This window comes from Streptomyces sp. NPDC017095 (genome assembly GCF_044332325.1).
Lineage (GTDB): Bacteria > Actinomycetota > Actinomycetes > Streptomycetales > Streptomycetaceae > Streptomyces.
On the sequence record NZ_JBIROU010000002.1, the window covers coordinates 79,586 to 100,437 of the forward strand.

Sequence of the window (20,852 nt, forward strand, 5' to 3'; positions counted from 1 at the left end):
TGTGGGGCGTTCCGCCATGGAGAATGGCCGGACCCGCGCCCCGTAAGCTCGCCCGGGAGGATCCACCTTGGCGCTCAGCAGACGTACCTTCAGTGCCCTGACCGGCTCCGCCGCGCTCGGGCTCGCCCTGGGCGGCAGCGGCGGCCCCGGCGCCCCTTCCGCGTACGCGGGCGGCAGCGCGCCGACCGGTCCGGCACCCGGCCCGCCGAGCGCCGACGGCGCCCGGCATACGGTCGGCTACGACCGCTACTCGCTGCTCGTGGACGGGCGGCGCCTGGTGCTGTGGTCCGGCGAGCTGCACCCCTTCCGGCTGCCGAGCCCGTCGCTGTGGCGGGACGTGCTGCAGAAGATGCGGGCGCACGGCTACAACGCCGTCAGCATCTACGTGGCCTGGAACTACCACTCCCCCGCCCCCGGCCGGTACGACTTCTCCGGCGTCCGGGACCTCGGACTCTTCCTGCGCATGGCCGCCGAGACCGGTCTGTACGTCATCCTGCGGCCGGGCCCGTACATCAACGCCGAGGTCGACGGCGGCGGCTTCCCCGGCTGGCTGACCGCGACGCGGGGCACCGCGCGGACCGACGACCCGGACTATCTGGCGCACGTCGACGAGTGGCTGACCCAGGTCGACCGCATCGCCCGCCGCCACCTGTTCACGCGCGGCGACGGCACGGTCCTGCTGTACCAGATCGAGAACGAGTACGACGCCCACGCCGGCGACGCGACCGGCCGCGCCTACATGTCCCACCTGTACCAGAAGGTCCGGTCCGACGGGATCGACGTCCCGCTGTTCCACAACGACAAGGGGCGCAACGGCTACTGGGTGCCCGGCTCGTTCGGCACCGGCGGCGAGAAGGGCGGCTGGCTCTACGGGTTCGACGGCTACCCCTCGCCGTCCCAGACCCCGCCGGACTGGGGTCACTACGGCCCCGGCGGGCCCCGGGGCGGGGCCACCGCCTCGCCGGACACGCCCGGGTTCGTGCCCGAGTTCGGCGGCGGCTGGTTCGACCCGTGGGGCGGGGCCTGGTTCGACGGCAAGGGGTACGCCGAGTCGCGGCGCACCCGGGACGCGGCCTACGAGCGCCGGTTCTACCTGACCAACCTGGCCAACGGGCTCACCCTGCACAACGTGTACATGACGTTCGGCGGGACCTCGTGGGGCTGGCTGCCCGCGCCGGTCGTCTACACGTCGTACGACTACGGCGCCGCGATCGACGAGGCCCGCAACGTCACCGACAAGATCGCCCCGATGCACCAGCTCGGCCATCTGCTCCAGCGGGTGCCCGACTTCGCCAAGCTGGACCGGGCGGCGGACGTGCGGGCCGAGGGGCTGAAGGTCTACCACCTGACCAACCCGGACACCGGCGCGCATGTGTACATCGCCCGCAACGACGGCACCGATGCGGTCACCACCAGCCTGCCGACCGAGGCCGGCCCGCTGCGCGTCACCGTGCCCGGCAAGGACGCCAAACTGCTGACCACCGGGCTGTCGCTGGGCAGGCGGACGCTGAAGTACTCCACCGCCTCGCCCATGCTGTGCGTGAACGCGGGCCGGCAGGACATCGCCGTGTTCACGGGCCGCCGCGGCGAGATGGCGGAACTGGTGCTGGACTGCCCGGCCGAGCCGTTCGTGCAGCGGCTGGACCCGGAGGGCGGCTGGGCCTACGACCGGGGCGAGCTGCATGTGAACGCGCCGCTCGGCGAGGCCGGGCTGACCCGGGTGCTGGTGCAGAAGGGCGAGTCCGACACCCCGCTGCTGCTGCTCTTCGCCGACGACGCCACCTCCGTGCGCCTCTTCCCGTACGACACCCCGTCCGGGACCCTCCTGGTGTACGGCCCGGCGCTGCTGCGCCACGTGGAGCTGCGCGGCTCGGAGGCGCACCTGACCGGTGACCTGAAGGAGGAGACGGGGCTGGAGGTGTGGGCGCCGCGCGGGATCGACACCCTGGTGTGGAACGGGCGCCGGCTGGCCACCCGGGTCACCCTCTCGGGCAGTCTGATGACCACCGGCATGCTGCCCGGGGTGCCCGAGGTGCGGCTGCCGGAGCTGGGCGGCTGGCGGACGCGGCGGGAGAACCCGGAGGCGGGCCCGGGCTTCGACGACTCGGCGTGGAAAAAGGCCGACAAGACCTCCTCGTTCAGCACCACGGCCGTCCCCGCCGGCCGGCCGGTGCTGTTCGCCGACGACTACGGCTTCCACTACGGCGACGTCTGGTACCGCGGCAGCTTCACCGGCGCGGCCGGGCTGGAGTCGGTCTCGCTCGCCTACAGCACCGGCACCCAGGGTCTGCTGATGGCCTGGCTGGACGGCGAGCCGCTGGGCACGCACCGGATGCCGGTGCCGGACAAGGACACCACGGTCCGTCAGGGCACCTGGGCGGCGACGGCCGTCTTCCCGGTCCGCGAGCGGCTGCGCTCGCCCGGCCGGCATGTGCTGTCCGTGCTGGTCCGGCGCATGCAGCACGACCAGGACGGCAAGGCGCTGGACACGCACAAGGCGGCCCGCGGGCTGACGTCGGTCGCCTTCGGGGGCGCCTCGCCGCAGGTGCGGTGGCGCATCCAGGGCGAGGGCCCCGCCGATCCGGTGCGCGGGCCGCTGAACAACGGCGGCCTGTACGGCGAGCGGCACGGCTGGCACCTGCCCGGCTTCCGGGACCGGGACTGGGAGCGGGCGGACTTCCCGCGCGCGGAGCGGTACCAGGGCGTGACGTGGTACCGGACCACGTTCCGGCTGTCGGTGCCGGCCGACGTCGACGCCTCGGTCGGGCTGACCCTGGACGACGACCCGTACCGTGCCTACCGCGCCCAGATCTTCCTCAACGGCTGGAACCTGGGCCAGTACATCAACGACGTCGGTCCGCAGCACACCTTCGTGCTGCCGAACGGCATCCTGCGCACCCGGGGCACCAACACCCTGGCACTGGCGGTCCTGTCGGAGTTCACCACGCTGTCGGGCCCCGGGTCGGTCCGGCTGGCGCTGCTCGGCACGGCGGCCGGCGGGGTGCCGGTCCGGCCGGTGTGATCAGGCGAGCCGGATCACGTTCCAGGACAGCGGCTCCAGTACGGCGGTGAGGGTGCCGTCCGCCAGGGCGGTGCCCTCGACCGGGTGCGGGGTGACGCGTGCGGGGTCGGCCAGGGTGTTGCGGGCGTCGGGGTCGGCGTCCGCGAGGGCGGTGTGCTCGGTGACGGCGGTCAGCTCCAGTCCGTGGAGCGCGACTTCGAGGGGCAGCGGTTCGGTGCGGCCGCGGTTGACCGCGAACACGGTGACCGTGCCGTCGGCGGCGCGCACGGCGGTGGCGTGCAGCAGGTCCGTCTCGCCGTACTTCTGCGTCTGGTACGTCGGCGAGTCCACGCGGACGTCCAGCACCTGGCCCCGGCCGTACCGGGACGCCTGCGCGAACGGGTAGAACGTGGTCTGCCGCCAGGCCGGGCCGCCCGGCTCGGTCATGATCGGGGCGATGACGTTGACGAGCTGGGCGAGGCAGGCGACGGTGACCCGGTCGGCGTGGCGCAGCAGGGCGATGAGGAGCGAGCCGAAGACGACCGCGTCCGTGACGCTGTAGCTGTCCTCCAGCAGCCGCGGGGCCTCGGGCCAGTCGGCGCGCTCCAGGGTGCGGGCGTACTCCTCCCAGCGGGAGAGGTACCAGACGTTCCACTCGTCGAAGGAGAGGTTGATCTTCTTGTCGGACTTCAGCCTCGCGCCCACGTGGTCGGCGGTCGCGACCACGTTCTCGATGAAGGACTCCATGTCGACGGCCGAGGCGAGGAAGGAGTCCACGTCGCCGTCGACGGGCTCGTAGTAGGCGTGCAGCGAGATGTAGTCGACCAGGTCGTACGCCTCCCGCAGGACCGTCGCCTCCCACTCGGCGAAGGTGGGCATGGCCTGGCTGGAGGAGCCGCAGGCGACCAGTTCGACGGACGGGTCGATCTGCCGCATGGCGCGGGCGGTCTCGGCGGCGATCCGGCCGTACTCCTCGGCCGTCTTGTGGCCGGTCTGCCAGGGCCCGTCCATCTCGTTGCCGAGGCACCAGAGCCTGATCCCGTAGGGCTCCTTGTCGCCGTGGGCGGCACGCAGGTCGGACAGGGCGGTGCCGGCCGGGTGGTTGGCGTACTCCTGGAGTTCCAGGGCCTCCGCGACGCCCCGCGTACCGAGGTTGACGGCCATCATGGGTTCGGCCTCGGGGCCGATCTTCTTCAGGAACGCGAGGTACTCGGACAGGCCGAAGCGGTTGGACTCCGTCGAGTGCCAGGCGAGGTCGAGGCGGCGGGGACGCTCCTGGACCGGGCCGACCGAGTCCTCCCACTTGTAGCCGGAGACGAAGTTGCCGCCGGGGTAGCGGATGGCGGTGACGCCGAGTTCGCGGACCAGTTCCAGGACGTCGGTGCGCAGTCCCTCGGCATCCGCCGCGGGGTGGCCGGGCTCGAAGATCCCGGTGTAGACGCAGCGGCCGAGGTGTTCCACGAAGGAACCGAAGAGGCGGGGGTTCACCTCGCCCACGGTGAAGGCGGGGTCGAGGGTGAAGCGGGCGGTGCTCTTGCTCATGAAATCCTTCCGGGTCAGTTCAGGACGGGCCGGCCCGCGCGCCACCGGAGCTGGTCGAGGCCCAGCTTCGGGGTGCCGCCGTCGGCCTTGTCGTAGTAGTGGTAGGCGAGCCAGGTCGTGCCGTGGGCGCGGAAGACGGATTCGCCGCCGGGGCCCGCGAAGCGGCCGTGGCCGGCCAGGAGGAGGTCGCCGCCGCCGTCGGGCATCGGGGTGCCGGTGCTGTCGGTGTACGGGCCCGTCACCGAGGCCGAGCGGCCCACGCGGATCTTGTAGGTGGAGTCCGCGCCGGCGCAGCAGGCGTCGTAGGAGGCGAAGAGGTAGTAGTAGCCGCCGTGGCGGACGATCGCGGGGCCCTCCACGGCGTACGGGGCGTCCGGGCGGGTCGCCAGGTGGTGGACCGGGGCGCCGGGGAGCGCCTTGCCGGTCCTCGGGTCCAGTTCGGTCATGCGGATGCCCGTCCAGTACGAGCCGAACGCCAGCCACAGTCTGCCGTCGGCCCGGATGACCGCGGGGTCGATGGCGTTCCAGGGATCGCTGGTGCCGGAGGTGAACGCCGGGCCGTGGTCGGTCCAGGTGCCGGGCAGGCCGGTGGGCGAGGTGGCGACGCCGATCGCGGAGTGGTTGGTGCCCCAGGAGGAGACGGCGTAGTAGAGCCAGTAGCGGCCGTCGCGGTAGCCGAGGTCGGGGGCCCAGGGGTCGGCGGTGGCGCTGTAGTCGTACCACCAGGCGGGCGGGGTGGCGAAGGCGTCGCCCGCGTCCGTCCAGTGGCGCAGGTCGGTGGAGAGGCGGGCGCCGAGGACGCCGCCGGTGGAGTAGGCGACGTACCGGCCGTCCCCCAGCCGGTGGACGGTGGGATCGTGGACGATCTGCTGGCCGGTCAGGGGCAGCGGGTCGGGGTAGGCGGTGTCCGCCGACGCGGTGGCCGGGAGCAGGGCCAGGGCGGCGGCAGCCAGGATCGCGGCGAGTCTGCGCGGCACGCGGTGGTCTCCTCGGGTCACTGGCCGGCCAGACCGGTGTGGGCGACGCCCCGCACGATGTGGCTCTGGAAGAAGACGAAGACGATGATCAGCGGCAGTCCGGCGACGAGGCCGCCGGCCATGAGCTGGGGCCAGACGATGCCGAAGGCGTTCTGCACGGTGGCGATGCCGTTGGGCATGGTCATCAGGTCCGGGTTGTTGGTCACCATGTACGGCCACAGGAAGTTGTTCCAGGACGCGATGAAGGTGAAGATCCCGACCGCGGAGAGCGAGGGCTTGGACAGCGGCAGGACGATGGTGAAGAAGATGCGCCAGCGGCCGGCGCCGTCGATGAACGCGGCCTCCTCCAGCTCCCGGGGCAGGCCCTGGAAGAACTTGTAGAGGATGTAGACCATCGCGGCCGGGGCGCACTGCGGCAGGATCATGCCCCAGTAGGTGTCGACCATGCCGAGCGACTGCACGGTGGTGAACAGCGGCACGCCGAGGATCGCCGGGGAGAACATCAGGCCGGCCATGGTCAGGCCCAGGAGGGCGTTCTTGCCGCGGAACTCCGTGCGGGCGAAGCCGTATCCGGCGAGGGAGGCGACCAGCAGGACGATCACCGTGACGCAGACGGAGACGACCACGGAGTTGACGAACCAGTTGGGGATGTTCCCCGCCTCGATCACCTTCTTCCACGCGTCGAAGGTGACGTGGCGGGGGATCCAGTGCGGCGAGGTGACGGATTCCGCCGGGGTCTTCAGGGAGGTGGACAGGGCCCAGGCCAGGGGGGCGATCCAGAGCAGGGACAGAGCCGCGGCCACGGCCGTGAGGGCGATCTGGGCGGGGGTCCAGCGGCGGTCGGAGCGGGTGGTCATCGGGTGGCCTCCTCGCGGTTCTTGAGCAGCCACATCCGGGCGAGGGCCACGGCGGCGACGATGACGAACAGGACGAAGGAGATCGCGGAGGCGTAGCCCACGCGGCAGCTGGTGAAGCCCTCTTCGAGGGTGTACTGCACGAAGGTGCGGGTCGACTCCTCCGGGCCCGGGCCGAACTGGTACATCACCACCGCCTGGTCGAAGACCTGGAGCGAGGCGAGGACCTGGAGGGCGATCACCAGGCCGGTGATGGAGCGCAGGTGGGGCACGGTGATGTGCAGCATCCGCTGGAAGGCGTTGGCGCCGTCCAGCTGGGCGGCCTCGTAGAGGTGCTGCGGGATGTTCTGGAGGGCGGCCAGGTAGAGCAGGAAGGAGAAGCCGACCGTCCACCACAGGGTGGCGACGACGACGGCGAGCAGGGCCGTGGACTTCTGGGTGAGCCAGGGGGTGTCGAGGCCGAGGACGTGGTTGACCATGCCGTTGGTGGGCTGGAACAACCAGTACCACAGGTTGCCGACGACGGCCGAGGGCAGCAGGAACGGCGCGAAGAAGCACAGCCGCCACAGCCAGGTGAAGTGCACGGTGTGGTGGGCGATGAGCGCCATCAGCAGGGCCGCCACGACGATGAGCGGGACGACCCAGAGCGTGAACTGCGCGCTGTGCCACAGCGAGTCCCACACCAGCGGGTCCCGCAGGGCCTCGCGGTAGTTGGCCAGGCCGACGAAGCCGGTGTGGTCGCCGGAGATGTTGGCGTCGGTGAAGCTCAGGTACAGGCCGCGGACCACGGGCAGCAGGACGAAGAGCCCGTAGAGCACGAAGAACGGGGCGACGAACCAGCCGCCGTGCTCCAGGCGGCGGCTCCAGCGCAGCCGGGCGGAGCCGGCGTCGGTGGCGGCGCGCGGGCGGGCCGTGCCGGCCGTGGTGAGGGCGGTGCTGCTCATGCGGCGGCTCCCGTCAGTTCCTGGGCGGCGGTGCGGCCGGTCATCGGGTTCTTCGCCGCGAGCAGCCGCTCCAGCTTGGACTTCATCCGGCGGGCGGCCCGGGCCGGGGCGGTGGAGCCGAGGTTGGAGGAGGCGATGACGGGGCCGAGGCGCTGGGCGAGGATGCCGGTGGAGCCGGCGAACCAGATGTGCGGCTCGTTGGCCTGGTGGTCCATGGCGGGCCGGGAGTACTCGTTCTGCGGGGCCAGTCCGAGGTAGGCCGGGTCCTTGAAGGTGGGCAGGTAGGCGGGGACGTGGCCGCCGTGGGCCCAGGTGGTGGCGTGGGTGACCATGTAGGCGGCGAGCCGGTACGCGCCCTCGTCGGCGGCGCCGCCCCGGCCGGCCTGGTGGGGCAGGACGAAGGAGTGGGACTCGGCGTGGGTGGCCGGGGTGCCGAACACCGGGGGCAGCGGCTGGGCGCCGTAGTCGATCTTCTCGCCGTTGAAGTAGGGCACCGACCAGTTGCCCTCCCAGGTGAAGGGCGAGCCGGCGAGGAAGGCCTCGGAGTCGCTCTCGCCCGGTTTCACGTAGCCGTCGGTGACGTGCTTGCGGAAGAACTCCAGCACCTCGGTGGCCTTGCCGGTGTCGAAGGTGACGCGGGTCTGGCCGGCGTCGAAGTAGGTGCCGCCGAGCTGGTGGTAGAAGGCGACGAAGAACCACCAGCAGAAGTTCTGGTCGTTGGTGTGCAGGCCGAGGGTCTGCCGGCCGTCCCCGAGCCGCTTCTTCGCCTCTTTCAGCAGGGCGAACCAGTCGTCGGTGGAGGTGGCGGCGGGCAGCCGGCCGGCGGAGTCGAGCAGTCCGGCCTTCGCGCAGACGTCCTTGCGGTAGAAGCAGAGCTGGACGTGGATGTCCAGGGGCAGGGCGTAGAGCTTGCCGTCGACGATGCCGCGCTTCCAGAGCACCGGGTTGAAGTCGGCCTCGCGGACACCGTACTTGGCGAGCAGCCCGGTGTCCCACGGGTCGAGGAGGCGGCCGGGCGCGAAGCCGGGGATGCGGCCCTGGTGCATGACGGCGAGGTCGGGGGCGCGGTTGCCGGCGGCGGCCATGGCCAGCTTGGTGTAGTACGGGCCGCCCCAGGTGAGGGTGGAGTCCTTCACGGCGATGCCGGGGTGCTCCGCACGGAAGGCGTCGACCATGGCGACCTGGTTGGCGCCGTCACCGCCCTGGAAGAGGTTCCAGTAGCGCACCCGGGTGCGGGCGCCGGCGGCGAGCGCGTCGGCCCCGCTGCCGAGGGCCGCGAAGCCGAAGGCGGCCGCCGTCGCCAATCCGCCCGCGGCCCCGAGAAGTTGCCTGCGATTCAGGCCAGGTCGTCCCATCCCTTGCCCCCACGTTCGGTATCTCGAATGCTGCTCGTAACTTCGAACGGGACCGTAGATTCGAAGCGCCCGCGCGTCAATGGGTTGGACGAAGTCCGTAGATCGTTTTCCGTTGAACGACGCCCGGATAAGGCATGACGCGGGCACGTGCGGACGCGTACCCTCGGACCCAGCCGTGACCGGGCGGGACCAGGCGGAGAAGAGGGTGCGGATGGGCATCGCGGGCGTGCGACAGCGGGCTTCCGGGCTCGCCTCACGACTGCTGCGGCCCCGCCCCGGCCCGGCGATGCGCTCGCTGTCCGACCGGCTCGCCGCCGCCGTCCGCGCCCGGCCCGAACCGCCCGACGGCGTACGGCAGTTGTGCCACGCGCTGTGCGAGGAGATGACCGCGCTGCGCGCCGGGCGGCCGGTGGAGCTGCGGTTCGAGCGGTTCCCGGACGAGATCGAGGTCACCGGGCTGTGGGTCGAGTTCGCCGACTTCGACCTGGTCATCGTGGAGGAGCGGGCCGAGGCCGTGCAGCAACTGGTCATCCTGGGACACGAACTGTGGCACCTGCACGCCGGGCACCGGCACCACCACCTCGCCGGTGACGCGGCGGCCCGCGCCCTCGCCGACGCGCCCGGCTGGCGGGAGGCGGCCCTGACCGTGGCCGCCCGCGACGGCTCCCGGGAGACCGACGAGGCCGAGGCCGACGACTTCGGGCACCGGCTGGCCACCCTGTTCCGCGGCCACCTGGACACCCCCCGGAGCGGCCCGCCGGACCCCGTGCAGCGCTCCCTGGGCTACCGCGGACGCGAACGGGCGGACCGGCCGGGCGGGCGCGGCACACCGGCGGCCGGCGGCCCCGCGGCACACCGGCCGTCCGGGCGGGAGGGAGCCGAGCGGTGACCCCGCCGGCGCACAGCCCCCCGGCCTTCCTCGGCGGGTTCCACGTCTCCTTCTGGATCCCCACCGCCGTGCTCGCCGCCGCCCTGGCGATCAAGCTGCCCTCGATCATCCGGCTGTGGCGGGACCCGCTGCTGCGCGCGGTCGGGGCGCTGCTGCTGCTCGCCTGCGCGGTGTTCGTCTCCTGCGCCCCGTCCGCCATCGCCCTGGCCAACCGGCTGACCGGCGTGCCCAACCTCGCGGCGCCCTGGTGCTACTCGCTGGTCACCGCGTTCGGCGGCTGCTCCCTGGTGCTCATCATCACCTGGCGCAACGGCCCCTCCGGTCACCCGGCCGGCACCCGCCGCGCCCGGCGCTGGGTGATCTCGGTGTACTCCGCCGTGATCGTCGCCCTGTGGGTGCTGTTCGCGCTCGCCGACGCGCCCGTGGAGCGGCTGCGGGACCTGGACACCTACTACGCCGGCACGCCGTTCATGCGCGAGGAGATCCTGCTCTACCTCGTGGCGCACGCCGCGGCCTGCCTGCTCACCTTCCGGCTGATCCGCGCCTGGGTGCGCGCCGGGCACCTGGACGCCTGGCTGCGCCGGGGGCTGCGGCTGCTGGGCGCGGGCTACGCGCTGAGCCTGGGCTTCGCCGCGGCCAAGCTGGCCGCCGTCACCGCGCGCTGGTGCGGGCGGGACGCGGACTGGCTGAGCACCGGCCTCGCGCCGCCCGTCGCCGCCCTCGCCGCCGTCCTGCTGGCCGCCGGCTTCATCCTGCCGCACGCCGGCCAGTACCTGCGCGACCGCTGGCGGGTCCGGCTCGCCCTGCGGGAACTGCGGCCGCTGTACCGGCTGTTGCGCGGCGCGTGCGGCGGGGGGCCGCCGTTCGCGCTGCGCGCCACGCCCGAACTGCGGCTCACCCGGCGCGAGACGTTCATCCGGGACGTGCTGCTGCCGCTGGCCCGGCGCATGGACACCGGGCTGTGCGGACGCGCCTACGACGCCGCGCTCGGCCTCGGCCATCCGCCCGAGCGGGCCCGGGCGCTGGCCGGCGCGGTGTGCGTGCTGGAGGCGGTGGAGACGGCGTGCCGCACGCCGGGTGCCGCCGCGCTCGGCGCCGGGGCCGACACCACGGATCTGCTCCGCGAGATCGGCCCGGTGTCGCGGGCGCTGCGCCGGGCGGCCGACGTCGAGGCGGTGCGGGCGCGGGTGGGCAGGGTGCCGGCGGAGGTGCGGGGCTGACCCCCGCGCCCCGGCCGGCGGCCGGTCAGCCCGCGAACGCCGGTTGCGGCAGGCCCTTGCCGGCGCCCGGCACCACCAGCAGGGAGCCCGCCAGGGGGTCGGGTGCGGCCAGGCCGGTGCGGGCCGTGGTGATGTAGAGGTCGGTCAGGTCCGGCCCGCCGAACGCGCAGGCCGTCGTGCGCGGGGTGGGCAGGGCGATCACCCGGTCCAGCTCGCCGTCGGGCGTGTAGCGGCGGACCGCCCCGCCGTCCCACAGCGCCACCCACACACAGCCGTCCGCGTCGACCGTCAGACCGTCCGGATAGCCCGCGCCCTCCTCGATCTCCACCAGCGGGCGGCGGTCGCGGACGGCGCCGGCGTCGTGGTCGAAGACGTCCACGCGGCGCGTCGGGGTGTCGGTGTAGTACATGAGGCGGCCGTCGGGGCTCCAGCCGGTGCCGTTGCTGACCGTGACGTCGGACAGCACCGTCCGCGCGGTGCCGTCCCCGGTCAGCCGGGCCAGCGTGCCGCCGCCGGCCGCCTCGTCGTAGCGCATGGTGCCCGCCCACAGGGAGCCGTCCGGGGCCACCGCGGCGTCGTTCCCGCGGCGGCCCGCGACCGGCTCGTGGCGCAGCCAGCGGAACGTGCCGTCCGGGTCCAGCAGGCCGACGCCGTCCCGCAGGTTCAGCACCAGGCCGCCGCCGGCGCGGGGCTTGGCCGCGCCGACGTGCTGGGGTGTGGTGCGGACCGTGCGGCGGCCGGTCACCGGGTCGTAGGTGTGCAGCCGCATGCCCAGGATGTCGAGCCAGAGCAGCCGGCCCGTCGCCGGGTCCCAGGTCGGGCCCTCGCCGAGCGTCGCCTCCGCCCGCACCGCCACCTCGTACGCCGTCATGCCGCGCTCCTGTATCCCAGCCGCTCCGACAGGTCCGCCGCGCCCTTCGCCGCCAGTTGTTCCAGCTCGGCCCGGCGCTCCTCGCTCCAGCGAATCATAGGGACGGAGATGGACAGCGCGGCCACGACCCGGCCGGTGCGGTCGCGGACCGGAGCGGCGACGCAGGAGACGTCGGGGTTGGACTCGCGGTTCTCGACCGCGATCCCGCGCTGCCGAATCTCCGTCAGGGCCTCGCGCAGCCTGGCGGGCGTGGTGATGCTGTTCGGGGTCATCGCGGCCAGCTCGCTGCCGTCGGGGATCCGGGCGGTCAGCTCGGTCTCGGGCAGCGAGGCCAGCAGCATCTTGCCGACCGAGGTGCAGTGGGCGGGCAGCCGGCGGCCGGCCGCGGAGACCATGCGGACGGCGTGGGTGGAGTCCACCTTGGCGATGTAGATGACGTCGGTGCCCTCCAGGATCGCCACGTGGACGGTCTCGTCGCAGGTCTCGGCGACCGAGCGGGCCACCTGCTGGCCCTCGGCGGCGAGGTCGAGCTGCTCGGCGTAGCGGCTGCCGAGCTGGTACGGGCGCACGCCGAGCCGGTACCGTCCGGGCTGGCCGGGCACCTGCACGATGTACGACCGTGCGGCGAGCGTGGTGACCAGCTCGTGCACGGTGGTGCGCGGCAGCCGGAGCCTGCGCACGATGTCCGGGGCGGAGAGCGTCCCGTCCCCGTCGAGGAACAGCTCCAGAATGTCGAGAGCCCGGGTCACGGCAGGCACGAGGCGTCCCACGTCCGGCCCCCTCCCTTGGGTTAGGCGCCCGTTCGCGATCCCGGCCGTCGAGACGTTCGAGATTTCAACAGGCGATCGGCATGACGAACACAGGCTAGTCAGGGAAGGTGACGCGGGCAATGGCCGGGGCCGGCCGGGCACCATGGACGCCATGGACCTGGACTTCCAGCTGGTGCTGCTGCGCCGCATGGCCGACCACAACGCGGACCTCGTCGAGGACGCCCGGCGCCGGCTCGGCGCGTCGGCCGCGGACCTGCGGGAGGCCAACAAGCGCTGGCAGGCGATGGTCCGCTCGCCGCGGGCCCGGGGGGCCGCCGCGCGGTACCGGGCCGTCCTCGGCGCACCGGAGTCCGTCGTGCCCCGGCGCCTGGGCGACCTGGACTGCGAGGCCCGGTACTGGGCGCTGCCGCTCTGGCCGGACCTGCGCCTGGAGGTGCTGGCCGGGCCGGACGGCGGGGTGTGGAACGCGTGGCTGGTGCGGGCGCCGGGCGCGCCGGCCCCGCGCCTGCGCACCCTGGAGGACCTGACCCCCTGGTCCTGCACGGTGGACGAGGCCGCCCGCGCCTTCGCCCCCGCCCGGCCGCTCCAGGGCACCGCGCCCACCCGGTGGGGGCTGGCCCTGACCGCGCCGGACCGGGACGGCGTACGGCGCGAGGTGGTCGCCGAGTTCACCTGGGGGCTGCTCCAGCGGACGGCCGTCGTCGGCTGAGCCGGGCCCGCGGGGCGCCGGACGCCCGCGCCCCGCGCCCGCGGTCACGGCCGGGTGGTCCGCACGGCCGTCAGGATCGCCTCCACGACCCGCGGCAGGGAGTCCGGGTGCAGCCACAGGAACAGGTTCGGCTCGACCAGTTCCAGTTCCATCAGGCGGGGTGCGCCGTCGCCGCCGTCGACCAGGTCCACGCGCGCGTACAGCAGCCCGGAGGAGCCCGGCACGGCCGCCAACGCCTTCTCGGCGACCGCGAGTTCGTCCTCCGTCGGCTGCCAGGGCGCCAAGGCGGGATGGGCGACCTTCGGGGCGTCGTACGGCGTGCCGGGGGTCAGGACGGCGCCCTTGCGGCTGGCGTGCAGCAGCCGGCCGCCGAAGAACTGCAGCGCCCGCTCGCCGCGCACGTCGACGCCCGGCAGGTACGGCTGCACCATCGCGGTGAGGCCCTCGGCGTGCATCCGGGCGAGCTGCCGTAGCGCGGTGGCGTGTTCGGCGGGCGTGTAGCGGGCCGCGAACCGGGCGCCCGCGCCCGAGGCCGGCTTGACGACGAACTCGTGACCGGCGGGCAGCACGGCCGCCTCGCCGGGCGCTATGTAGCGGGTCGGGACCGTGGGCACGCCGGCCGCCGCCAGCTCGCCGAGGTAGCGCTTGTCGGCGTTCCAGCGCACCACGGAGGCCGGGTTGGCCAGCCGGGTCAGCGTCCCGGTCCGCTCCACCCAGGCGGTGAACTCGGCGGCCCGCCAGCTGTAGTCCCAGGTGGAGCGGATGACCACGAGGTCGTATCCGCCCCAGTCCGCCGCCGGGTCGTCCCAGTACCGGGCCTCCGCCTCGGCGCCGGCCTCCCCGAGCGCCCGCACCAGCAGCGGCAGATCGGTGTCCTTGCTCGGCCCGGAGCCGGGATCGTAGGTGGCGAGGGCGATACGGGGCACGGCGGACTCCCTGCTAGTACGCGGGTTCGATGGGCGGTGCGGGGCGAGGCTAACAAGCGCGGCGCCGGCCGCCGCGCCGTGGCCGCCCCCGGCGCCGCCCGCCGCGGTCCCGCCGCCGGGCGGGGAGCCCCGGCCGCGGCCCGCACGGCGGCCCGCTCCTGGTGTAGGAAGGTGCTGTCGTCCCGGCGGCCGGCGTCGTCGACAGTAAGGAGTGCACCGCGTGTCCTCTCTCTTCCCCGCCCTGGCGGACGGTTCCGGCGAGCGGGTCGCCCTGCGGTTCGGCGCCCGGACCCTGACCTACGGCGACCTCGCGGGCGCCGCCGGCGCGCTCGCCGCCCGGATCGCGGCGGCGGGCCGCGTCGCGGTGTGGGCCACCCCCGAACCGGAGACCGCCGTCGCGGTGACCGGCGCGCTGCTCGCCGGGGTGGCCGCGGTGCCGCTGAACCCGAAGTCGGGCGAGAAGGAACTCGCGCACATCCTCGCCGACAGCGCGCCCGCCCTGGTCCTCGCCGCCCCCGGCGCCCCGCTGCCGCCCGTCCTCGGCGGCCTGCCCCGCATCGACGTCGACACCCGGGCCGCCGGGTCCGTGCCCGAGGAGCGGGCGGCCGACGGCGACCCGGCGCTGGTCGTCTACACCTCCGGCACCACCGGCCCGCCCAAGGGCGCGGTCCTGCCCCGCCGGGCCCTGGCCGCCACCCTGGACGCGCTCGCCGACGCCTGGCAGTGGACCGGCGACGACGTGCTGGTGCACGGGCTGCCGCTGTTCCACGTGCACGGGCTGGTGCTCGGCGTCCTCGGCCCGCTGCGGCGCGGCGGCTCGGTACGGCACCTGGGGCGGTTCTCGCCCGAGGGCGTGGCCCGGGAGCTGGAGACGGGCGCCACCATGCTGTTCGGGGTGCCGACCATGTACCACCGGATCGCCGAGGCGCTGCCCGGCGACCCGGGGCTGGCCCGGGCGCTCGGCCGGGCCCGGCTGCTGGTGTCCGGTTCGGCCGCGCTGCCGGTCCACGACCACGAGCGGATCGCGGCGGCGACCGGCCGGCGGGTGATCGAGCGGTACGGCATGACCGAGACGCTGATGAACACCAGCGTGCGGGCCGACGGCGAAGCCCGGGCCGGCACGGTCGGGGTGCCGCTGCCGGGCGTGGAGCTGCGGCTGGCGGAGGAGGACGGCACGGAGATCACCGCGTACGACGGGGAGCGCGTCGGCGAGATCCAGGTGCGCGGCCCGAACCTGTTCACCGAGTACCTGAACCGGCCCGACGCCACCGCCGCCGCGTTCACCGCCGACGGCTTCTTCCGCACCGGCGACATGGCGGTGCGGGAACCCGACGGCTACGTCCGCATCGTCGGGCGCAAGGCCACCGACCTGATCAAGAGCGGCGGTTACAAGATCGGCGCCGGGGAGATCGAGAACGCGCTGCTGGAGCACCCGGCGGTGCGGGAGGCCGCGGTCACCGGGGAACCGGACGCCGACCTCGGCGAGCGGATCGTGGCCTGGATCGTCCCGGCCGACCCCCAGTCCCCGCCGGCCGCTGAGGACCTGGCGGACCACGTGGCCCGCCGTCTGGCCCCGCACAAGCGGCCCCGGGTCGTCCGCTACCTGGACGCGCTGCCCCGCAACGAGATGGGGAAGATCATGAAGCGGGCCCTGGCCGATGTCTGACCGGCTCTCGGCACGGCAGCTCCTGGCCCTGCTGGCGGACGCCGGCAGCTTCCGCGAACTCCCCGCGCCGCCCGGCCGGTCCGCACCGGACGGCCCGCTGGGCTGGCAGGGCTACGACGCCGCGCGCGCCCGCGCCGCCGCCCGCACCGGCGAGCGGGAGTCGGTCGTCTGCGGCACCGCCGAGGTCGACGGGACCCGGGCCGTGCTGATCGCCTTCGAGTTCGGCTTCCTGGGCGGCTCGCTGGGCGAACGCACCGGGGACCGGCTGGTCGCGGCCTACGCCCACGCCCGGGAACAGCGGCTTCCCGTGGTGCCGCTGGTGGCGACCGGGGGCAGCCGGATGCAGGAGGGCATGCGCGCGCTGACCCAGCTCCAGCGGGTGGCCCGCGAGTCCGTGCGCACCCGGGAGGCCGGGCTGCCGCAGATCGCGGTCCTGCGGGACCCGACGACCGGCGGCGGCTGGGCCACGCTCGGCGCGGGCGCGGACGTGGTGCTGGCCCTGCCCGGCGCCCAGGTGGGCTTCGCCGGCTCCCGGGTCCGCCCGCCGGCCGCCGACCCGGCCGCGTACACGGCCGAGGCCCAGGTCGCCGCGGGTTCGGCGGACGCGGTGGTGGCGCCGGACCGGCTGAAGGAAGTGCTCGGCACCTGGCTGCGGCTGCTCACCCGGCCGGCCGCCGCGGCGCCCCTGCCGCCGGCCCTGGGCGGGGCCGCGCCGTCCGCCACCGGCTGGGACGCCGTCGTCCGGGCCCGGGCCGCCGGACGGCCGCGGGCCGGCGCCTATCTGGACGCCTGCTTCACCCGCCGGGTCGCGGTCAGCGGCGACCGGTGCGGCGGCGCCGATCCCGACGGGATGCTGTGCGGGTTCGGGGAGCGGGACGGCCGCGGCGTGGCCTTCGCGGCGCAGACCGGCACGGCGGCCCGGCCCGCCGGGTACCGCACCGCCGCCCGGCTGATCCGGCTCGCGGACCGGCTCGGCATACCGGTGCTGACGCTGGTGGACACCCCGGGCGCCGCCAACGACGCGGCGGCCGAACGGGAGGGCGCCGGGGCCGCGATCGCGGAGGTGTTCGGCGCGGTGGCCGCGGCCCGGGTGCCGGTCACCACGCTGGTCATCGGCGAGGGCGGCTCCGGAGGGGCGCTCGCGCTGGCCGCGCCGGACAACACCTGGGCCACACCGGACAGTTACTTCTCGGTGATCGCCCCGGAGCTCGCGGCGGCGATCCTCAAGCGGCCGCCCGAGGCCGCGCGGGCGACGGCCGACCAGCTCCGGCTGCGGCCGCAGGACCTGGTGGAGCTGGGCGTGGTCCGGGGCATCGTCGCGCCCGCGGACCACCCCCTCCCCCGGTCTACCGGACGCCGGCCGCCCGGATGATCTCCTGGGTCACCGAGCCGCCCCTGTCGTCGTGGGCCGAGGCCCGCAGACCGAGGTGGGCGGCGCCGCGCGGCACGCTCAGCGTGCCGCGCCAGGAGGCACCCGGACCGGCGGTCAGCGCCACCGGCCGCCAGGTCGCGCCGTCGTCGTAGGACACCTCCAGACGGCCGCCGCCGAGCGTCCCGGTGCCGGTCGCCCCCGCCACGTAGGCGGCGCTGACCGTGACCGGTGTCCGCCGGCCGCCCGGCACCCGGCCGGCCAGGTCGGTGCCGAGGCCGTAGGCGAGGTTGACGAGCGGCAGCCGGGTCCAGCGGTCCTCCGGGGTGGCCGCGGAGCGGAAGGTCCACACGGTGTGGCCCCGCGTGGCGGGCTGCCACCGCCCGGCGTCCAGGGCGGTGTCGGTGACCACCGTGTAGGTGTGCTCGCCGGCGGGCGCGTCCTGGACGGAGACGGCCGGGCCCGTGCTCCGCTCGACGAGGGTGCCGTCCAGGCGGACCTCGGTGGTCTGGCTCATCCCGCCGTCCCCGCTCCACACGTCGCCGAACCCGGTGTGGTCGGGCCCGGAGTCGCCCCAGCCCGGGGTGTTCAGCCGGATGACGCCGCCGGACCGCTCCTGGCCCCAGCCCAGCCCGGTGCCCAGCCACGGGTGCCACACCGGGCCGAACCAGTCCAGCACCGGCCGCGACCCGCCGGCGTACCGCACCAGCCCGCCGCGCTCCTCCAGCGCGCCGTCGCGTACGGTGACGGACTCGTGCCAGAGCTGGCCGGGGCCGGTGGAGACGTAGTCGGTGCGCTCGGCGGGCAGGGCGACGCTCTCCTGGAAACCGAGGCCGAGGGGGAACGTGCCGGTGAGGGAGTAGCGGAACTCGGCGCCGGGCACCGGCACGGCCGCGTGGAACCGCACGTGCACGGCGGCCAGCCGGCGGGGGCCGGGCGCGTAGGTGAGGTCCCGGTCGGGGATCGCGCCCGGGTGCCCCTCGGACAGGTCGTACACGTACGGCGAGTCGGGGGTGCCGGTCATGTCGGCGTGGCCGGCCGCCCGCAGCCGGGCCGCGTCCGCCCGGTTCACCGTGGCGATCACCAGCGGCCGGGCGGCGTTGTCGTCCGTGCCCCACCAGGCCATCAGCCGGCCGGGCGCGTCGTCCGTGACGAACAGCGCCCGGGCGCCGGCGTCCTGGGCGGCCTGGGCGAGCGCGGCCGGGTCGGCGCCGGCGGGCAGCCGGGCCAGCACCGCCTTGCCGGCCACGCCGGTCGGCGGCCCGTCGCCGACGTCGGCCAGCGCCAGCCTGGTGCGGCCCGCGGCCAGGGTGGAGCCCGGCTGCACGGTCGCCTCGCCGACGCCCTCCACCTCCAGCCGGGGTTTGGCCAGCCGCCACACGGTCCGGTACTCGAAGGTGCCGTGGGTGACCTTCGCGGTGGGCGCGGCGAAGACGCTGTCGTAGGCGAGCGGCACCTGCACCGCGCCGAACAGGTCGGCGCCGTCCGCCTGCCGGTCGTACTCCATCAGCAGTTGCCGGGTCTCGGTGCGCCGGTCCACGGCGGCCCTGATCTCGCGCAGCTCCCGGCCGTCCAGCGTGATCTCGCGGTCGCGGTCCAGGCCGACGTCGGGGGCCGCGAGGAAGCCGAGGCCGAGCGAGTCGGCGCCGTGGCCGCCGCGCACGTCGAGGAAGGTGGCGAGGCTGTAGGTGCCGGGCCGCAGGCGCAGCCGCAGGGTGCCGGAACCGTCGACGTGGGCGGGCTGGGCGTCCTCGCCCGCCGCGAGCCGCTGCACGCTGAGGTCGGCGGCCGCGGGCGCGCCGGCGCGGTCGGTCACATGGACGGTCAGCGTGTACCGCTCCTCCTCCTTGACCAGGCCGAACGCCGTGTGCGCGAGGACCGTGCCGTCCGGGGCGGCGGCCACGATCCGGCCGCTCGTCTCGCCGACGGGCGCCCGGGCCGCGTCGGAGGTGACGGTGGTGGACGCGGTGCCGTGCGCGGGCACGGTGAGGGTGTCGCGGGCGAGGACGGCGGCACCCTCCGGCGCGCCCTGGACGGTCAGCTCCAGCGGGATGTCCTCGGCGGACGCGTTGCGGTAGGTGAGGGTCCGGGTGACCGGCCGGTCGGTGCCGTAGGGCCAGCGGTGGTAGCCGAGGTCGGCGCTGCCGGTGGCGGTGAGCCGGGCCCCGACCGCGCCGGAGACGCTCAGCCGTCCGGCGCCCAGCACGTAGGCGGACGTGTCCAGCCGCTCCGAGGTGGACAGCAGCGCGTCCTTCAGACGGGCGCCGGTCCAGTCGGGATGTTCCTCGGCGAGCAGCGCGGCCGCCCCCGCGACCTGCGGAGTCGCCATGGAGGTGCCGCTCATGGAGGTGTAGGCACCGCTGCCGGGGGCCAGGTGCGAGCGGGCGGCCAGGATGTCGACCCCGGGGGCGGCCAGGTCGGGCTTCAGGGCGTTGTCGCCGTGGCGGGGCCCGGCGGAGGTGAACGGCGCCGGCTGGTCGGCAAAGTCCACCGCGCCGACGGTGAGCGCGGCGTCGGCGGCGCCGGGCGAGCCGATGGAGGAGGGCGCACCGGTGTTGCCGGCGGCGACCACGAACAGCGCGCCGGTCTCGGCGGAGAGGGTGTCGACGGCCCGCGCCATCGGATCGGTGCCGTCGCTCGGCTCCGCCGAGCCGAGGCTCATGGAGACGACGCGGGCCCGCACGTCCCGCGCCGCCCACTCCATCCCGGCGATGATCTGCGACTCGCTGCCCGAGCCCTGGTCACCGAGCACCTTGCCGACGGCGAGCGTGGCGCCCGGCGCGACGCCCCGCTCCCTGCCGCCGGAGGCCGCGCCGCTGCCGCCGACGGTGGAGGTGACGTGGGTGCCGTGTCCGTTGCGGTCGGCGACCTCCTCGCCGTCGACGAAGCTCCTGGCGACGCTCACCCGGTCCGCCAGGTCGGGGTGGGCGAGGTCGGCGCCGGTGTCCAGGACGGCGACGGTGACGCCCTTGCCGGTCAGTCCCGCGTCCCAGGCCGCCGGCACGCCGATCCGGGCGTTGCTCTCGGCCAGGTCCACCGTGACCCGCCCGTCCAGCCACACCCGGCCGATGCCGGGCGTCCGGGTGAAGGACCGCCAGAACGTCCGGCCCCGGGCGGCCCGGAGCGCGGCTCCGCGCAGGCTGGGCAGCGCGCGGGTCCGCTCGGCGCCGGCCGGGGTCGCGGCCCGGGCGCCCCGGTCGTAGCTCACGATCAGCGGCAGCGCGCCGGCCCGGGCGTCGGTGAGCCCCTGCCGGATCAGCCCGGTGACGTCGAACAGCCGCCGGTCCAGGGTCCCGGCCCGCAGGTACGGCAGCGCCTCGTCCGGTACGACGGTGAGGTGCCCGTCGGCGCGCTGCGTGCGGACGGCGCCGGTCGCGCCGGGGGGCCGCCGCACGGTGACGGTCTGTCTGCCCTGTCCGAGGCCGGTGACGGTCACCTTGTCGCCGGTGACGAGGGTGACGGTCGTGGCGGAGGGGGCCGGGGCGCCGGCGGTGGTCGCGGCGGAGGAGGCGGCCGGGGCGGAGGGGGCGCGGGCCGGGGCGCCGGCGGTCGCCGGGCCGGCCGGGAGGAGGGCGCCCGCCAGCACCGCCGCCAGCAGTGCCGTCCCGCGTCCGACGGGTCCTGTGCTCATCCACGCCTCTTCTCGTCCGGGTCGAGCGTGCCGCGTGCTGGGACGAGTGTGAGGGGGCGTGTCCGCCGCCGGAGCCGACCGGAGCCGACGGGAAGACGCCCTGGCGGGTTCCCGCCAGGAACACCGGC

The 20,852-nt window shown here is 75.0% G+C and carries 15 protein-coding genes; 6 read left to right on the plus strand and 9 right to left on the minus strand.

Annotated elements, in window-relative coordinates:
* The first annotated feature begins 67 nt into the window (after positions 1-67).
* Positions 68-3,022: a beta-galactosidase gene (locus tag ACH4OA_RS03405; protein WP_397967430.1), complete on the plus strand. Its 2,955-nt coding sequence runs from the start codon at positions 68-70 to the stop codon at positions 3,020-3,022.
* On the opposite strand, the gene ACH4OA_RS03410 is transcribed toward ACH4OA_RS03405, so the two are convergent.
* From ACH4OA_RS03410 to ACH4OA_RS03430, 5 genes are read right to left on the minus strand one after another with little or no spacing between them, the layout of a single operon-like run.
* Positions 3,023-4,543 carry an alpha-N-arabinofuranosidase gene (locus tag ACH4OA_RS03410; protein ID WP_365879254.1) on the minus strand — a complete coding sequence of 507 codons (1,521 nt, stop codon included), beginning with the start codon at positions 4,541-4,543 and terminating at the stop codon, positions 3,023-3,025.
* Between the two features lie 14 nt (positions 4,544-4,557).
* Positions 4,558-5,520, minus strand: coding sequence for an arabinan endo-1,5-alpha-L-arabinosidase (locus tag ACH4OA_RS03415; protein WP_397967432.1), 963 nt, complete (start codon positions 5,518-5,520; stop codon positions 4,558-4,560).
* 17 nt (positions 5,521-5,537) lie between these two features.
* Positions 5,538-6,377, minus strand: a complete 840-nt coding sequence (locus ACH4OA_RS03420) for a carbohydrate ABC transporter permease (RefSeq protein ID WP_397942314.1) — start codon at positions 6,375-6,377, stop codon at positions 5,538-5,540.
* Complete coding sequence (locus ACH4OA_RS03425; protein ID WP_397967435.1) at positions 6,374-7,318, minus strand: carbohydrate ABC transporter permease; 945 nt, start codon at positions 7,316-7,318, stop codon at positions 6,374-6,376. Before ACH4OA_RS03425 ends, ACH4OA_RS03420 begins: the two co-directional genes overlap by 4 nt.
* On the minus strand, positions 7,315-8,673 hold the full coding sequence (locus tag ACH4OA_RS03430) for an extracellular solute-binding protein (protein ID WP_397967437.1): 1,359 nt from the start codon (positions 8,671-8,673) through the stop codon (positions 7,315-7,317). Before ACH4OA_RS03430 ends, ACH4OA_RS03425 begins: the two co-directional genes overlap by 4 nt.
* Positions 8,674-8,884: 211 nt before the next feature.
* On the opposite strand from ACH4OA_RS03430, the gene ACH4OA_RS03435 reads away from it, so the two are divergent.
* Positions 8,885-9,562: a toxin-antitoxin system, toxin component family protein gene (locus ACH4OA_RS03435; protein WP_397967850.1), complete on the plus strand. Its 678-nt coding sequence runs from the start codon at positions 8,885-8,887 to the stop codon at positions 9,560-9,562.
* Positions 9,559-10,782 carry an MAB_1171c family putative transporter gene (locus ACH4OA_RS03440; protein WP_365879264.1) on the plus strand — a complete coding sequence of 408 codons (1,224 nt, stop codon included), beginning with the start codon at positions 9,559-9,561 and terminating at the stop codon, positions 10,780-10,782. Before ACH4OA_RS03435 ends, ACH4OA_RS03440 begins: the two co-directional genes overlap by 4 nt.
* A gap of 25 nt (positions 10,783-10,807) precedes the next feature.
* On the opposite strand, the gene ACH4OA_RS03445 is transcribed toward ACH4OA_RS03440, so the two are convergent.
* Both ACH4OA_RS03445 and ACH4OA_RS03450 read right to left on the minus strand, forming a co-directional pair.
* Positions 10,808-11,653 (minus strand): SMP-30/gluconolactonase/LRE family protein, encoded by an 846-nt coding sequence (locus ACH4OA_RS03445; protein WP_365879266.1) that lies wholly within the window; start codon positions 11,651-11,653, stop codon positions 10,808-10,810.
* Positions 11,650-12,423: an IclR family transcriptional regulator gene (locus ACH4OA_RS03450; RefSeq protein ID WP_397942308.1), complete on the minus strand. Its 774-nt coding sequence runs from the start codon at positions 12,421-12,423 to the stop codon at positions 11,650-11,652. The genes ACH4OA_RS03445 and ACH4OA_RS03450 overlap by 4 nt, the downstream gene beginning before the upstream one ends.
* A gap of 142 nt (positions 12,424-12,565) precedes the next feature.
* Here ACH4OA_RS03450 and ACH4OA_RS03455 point away from each other — a divergent pair, with 142 nt between their 5' ends.
* On the plus strand, positions 12,566-13,132 hold the full coding sequence (locus ACH4OA_RS03455) for a hypothetical protein (RefSeq protein ID WP_397967439.1): 567 nt from the start codon (positions 12,566-12,568) through the stop codon (positions 13,130-13,132).
* A 44-nt stretch (positions 13,133-13,176) separates the two neighbouring features.
* Here the strand turns inward: ACH4OA_RS03455 and ACH4OA_RS03460 are convergent, their stop codons facing one another.
* The gene (locus ACH4OA_RS03460) at positions 13,177-14,058 is read right to left on the minus strand and encodes a RimK family alpha-L-glutamate ligase (protein ID WP_397967441.1); all 882 of its coding nucleotides are present in this window, start codon (positions 14,056-14,058) and stop codon (positions 13,177-13,179) included.
* A 220-nt stretch (positions 14,059-14,278) separates the two neighbouring features.
* Between ACH4OA_RS03460 and ACH4OA_RS03465 the strand changes: the two genes are divergently transcribed.
* A complete protein-coding gene (locus ACH4OA_RS03465; protein WP_397967442.1) occupies positions 14,279-15,724 on the plus strand; it encodes an acyl-CoA synthetase in 1,446 nt (481 codons plus the stop codon).
* Positions 15,717-17,096, plus strand: coding sequence for a carboxyl transferase domain-containing protein (locus ACH4OA_RS03470; RefSeq protein ID WP_397967443.1), 1,380 nt, complete (start codon positions 15,717-15,719; stop codon positions 17,094-17,096). Before ACH4OA_RS03465 ends, ACH4OA_RS03470 begins: the two co-directional genes overlap by 8 nt.
* On the opposite strand, the gene ACH4OA_RS03475 is transcribed toward ACH4OA_RS03470, so the two are convergent.
* On the minus strand, positions 17,071-20,724 hold the full coding sequence (locus ACH4OA_RS03475) for a S8 family serine peptidase (protein ID WP_397967446.1): 3,654 nt from the start codon (positions 20,722-20,724) through the stop codon (positions 17,071-17,073). The genes ACH4OA_RS03470 and ACH4OA_RS03475 overlap by 26 nt on opposite strands.
* Between the last annotated feature and the right edge of the window lie 128 nt (positions 20,725-20,852).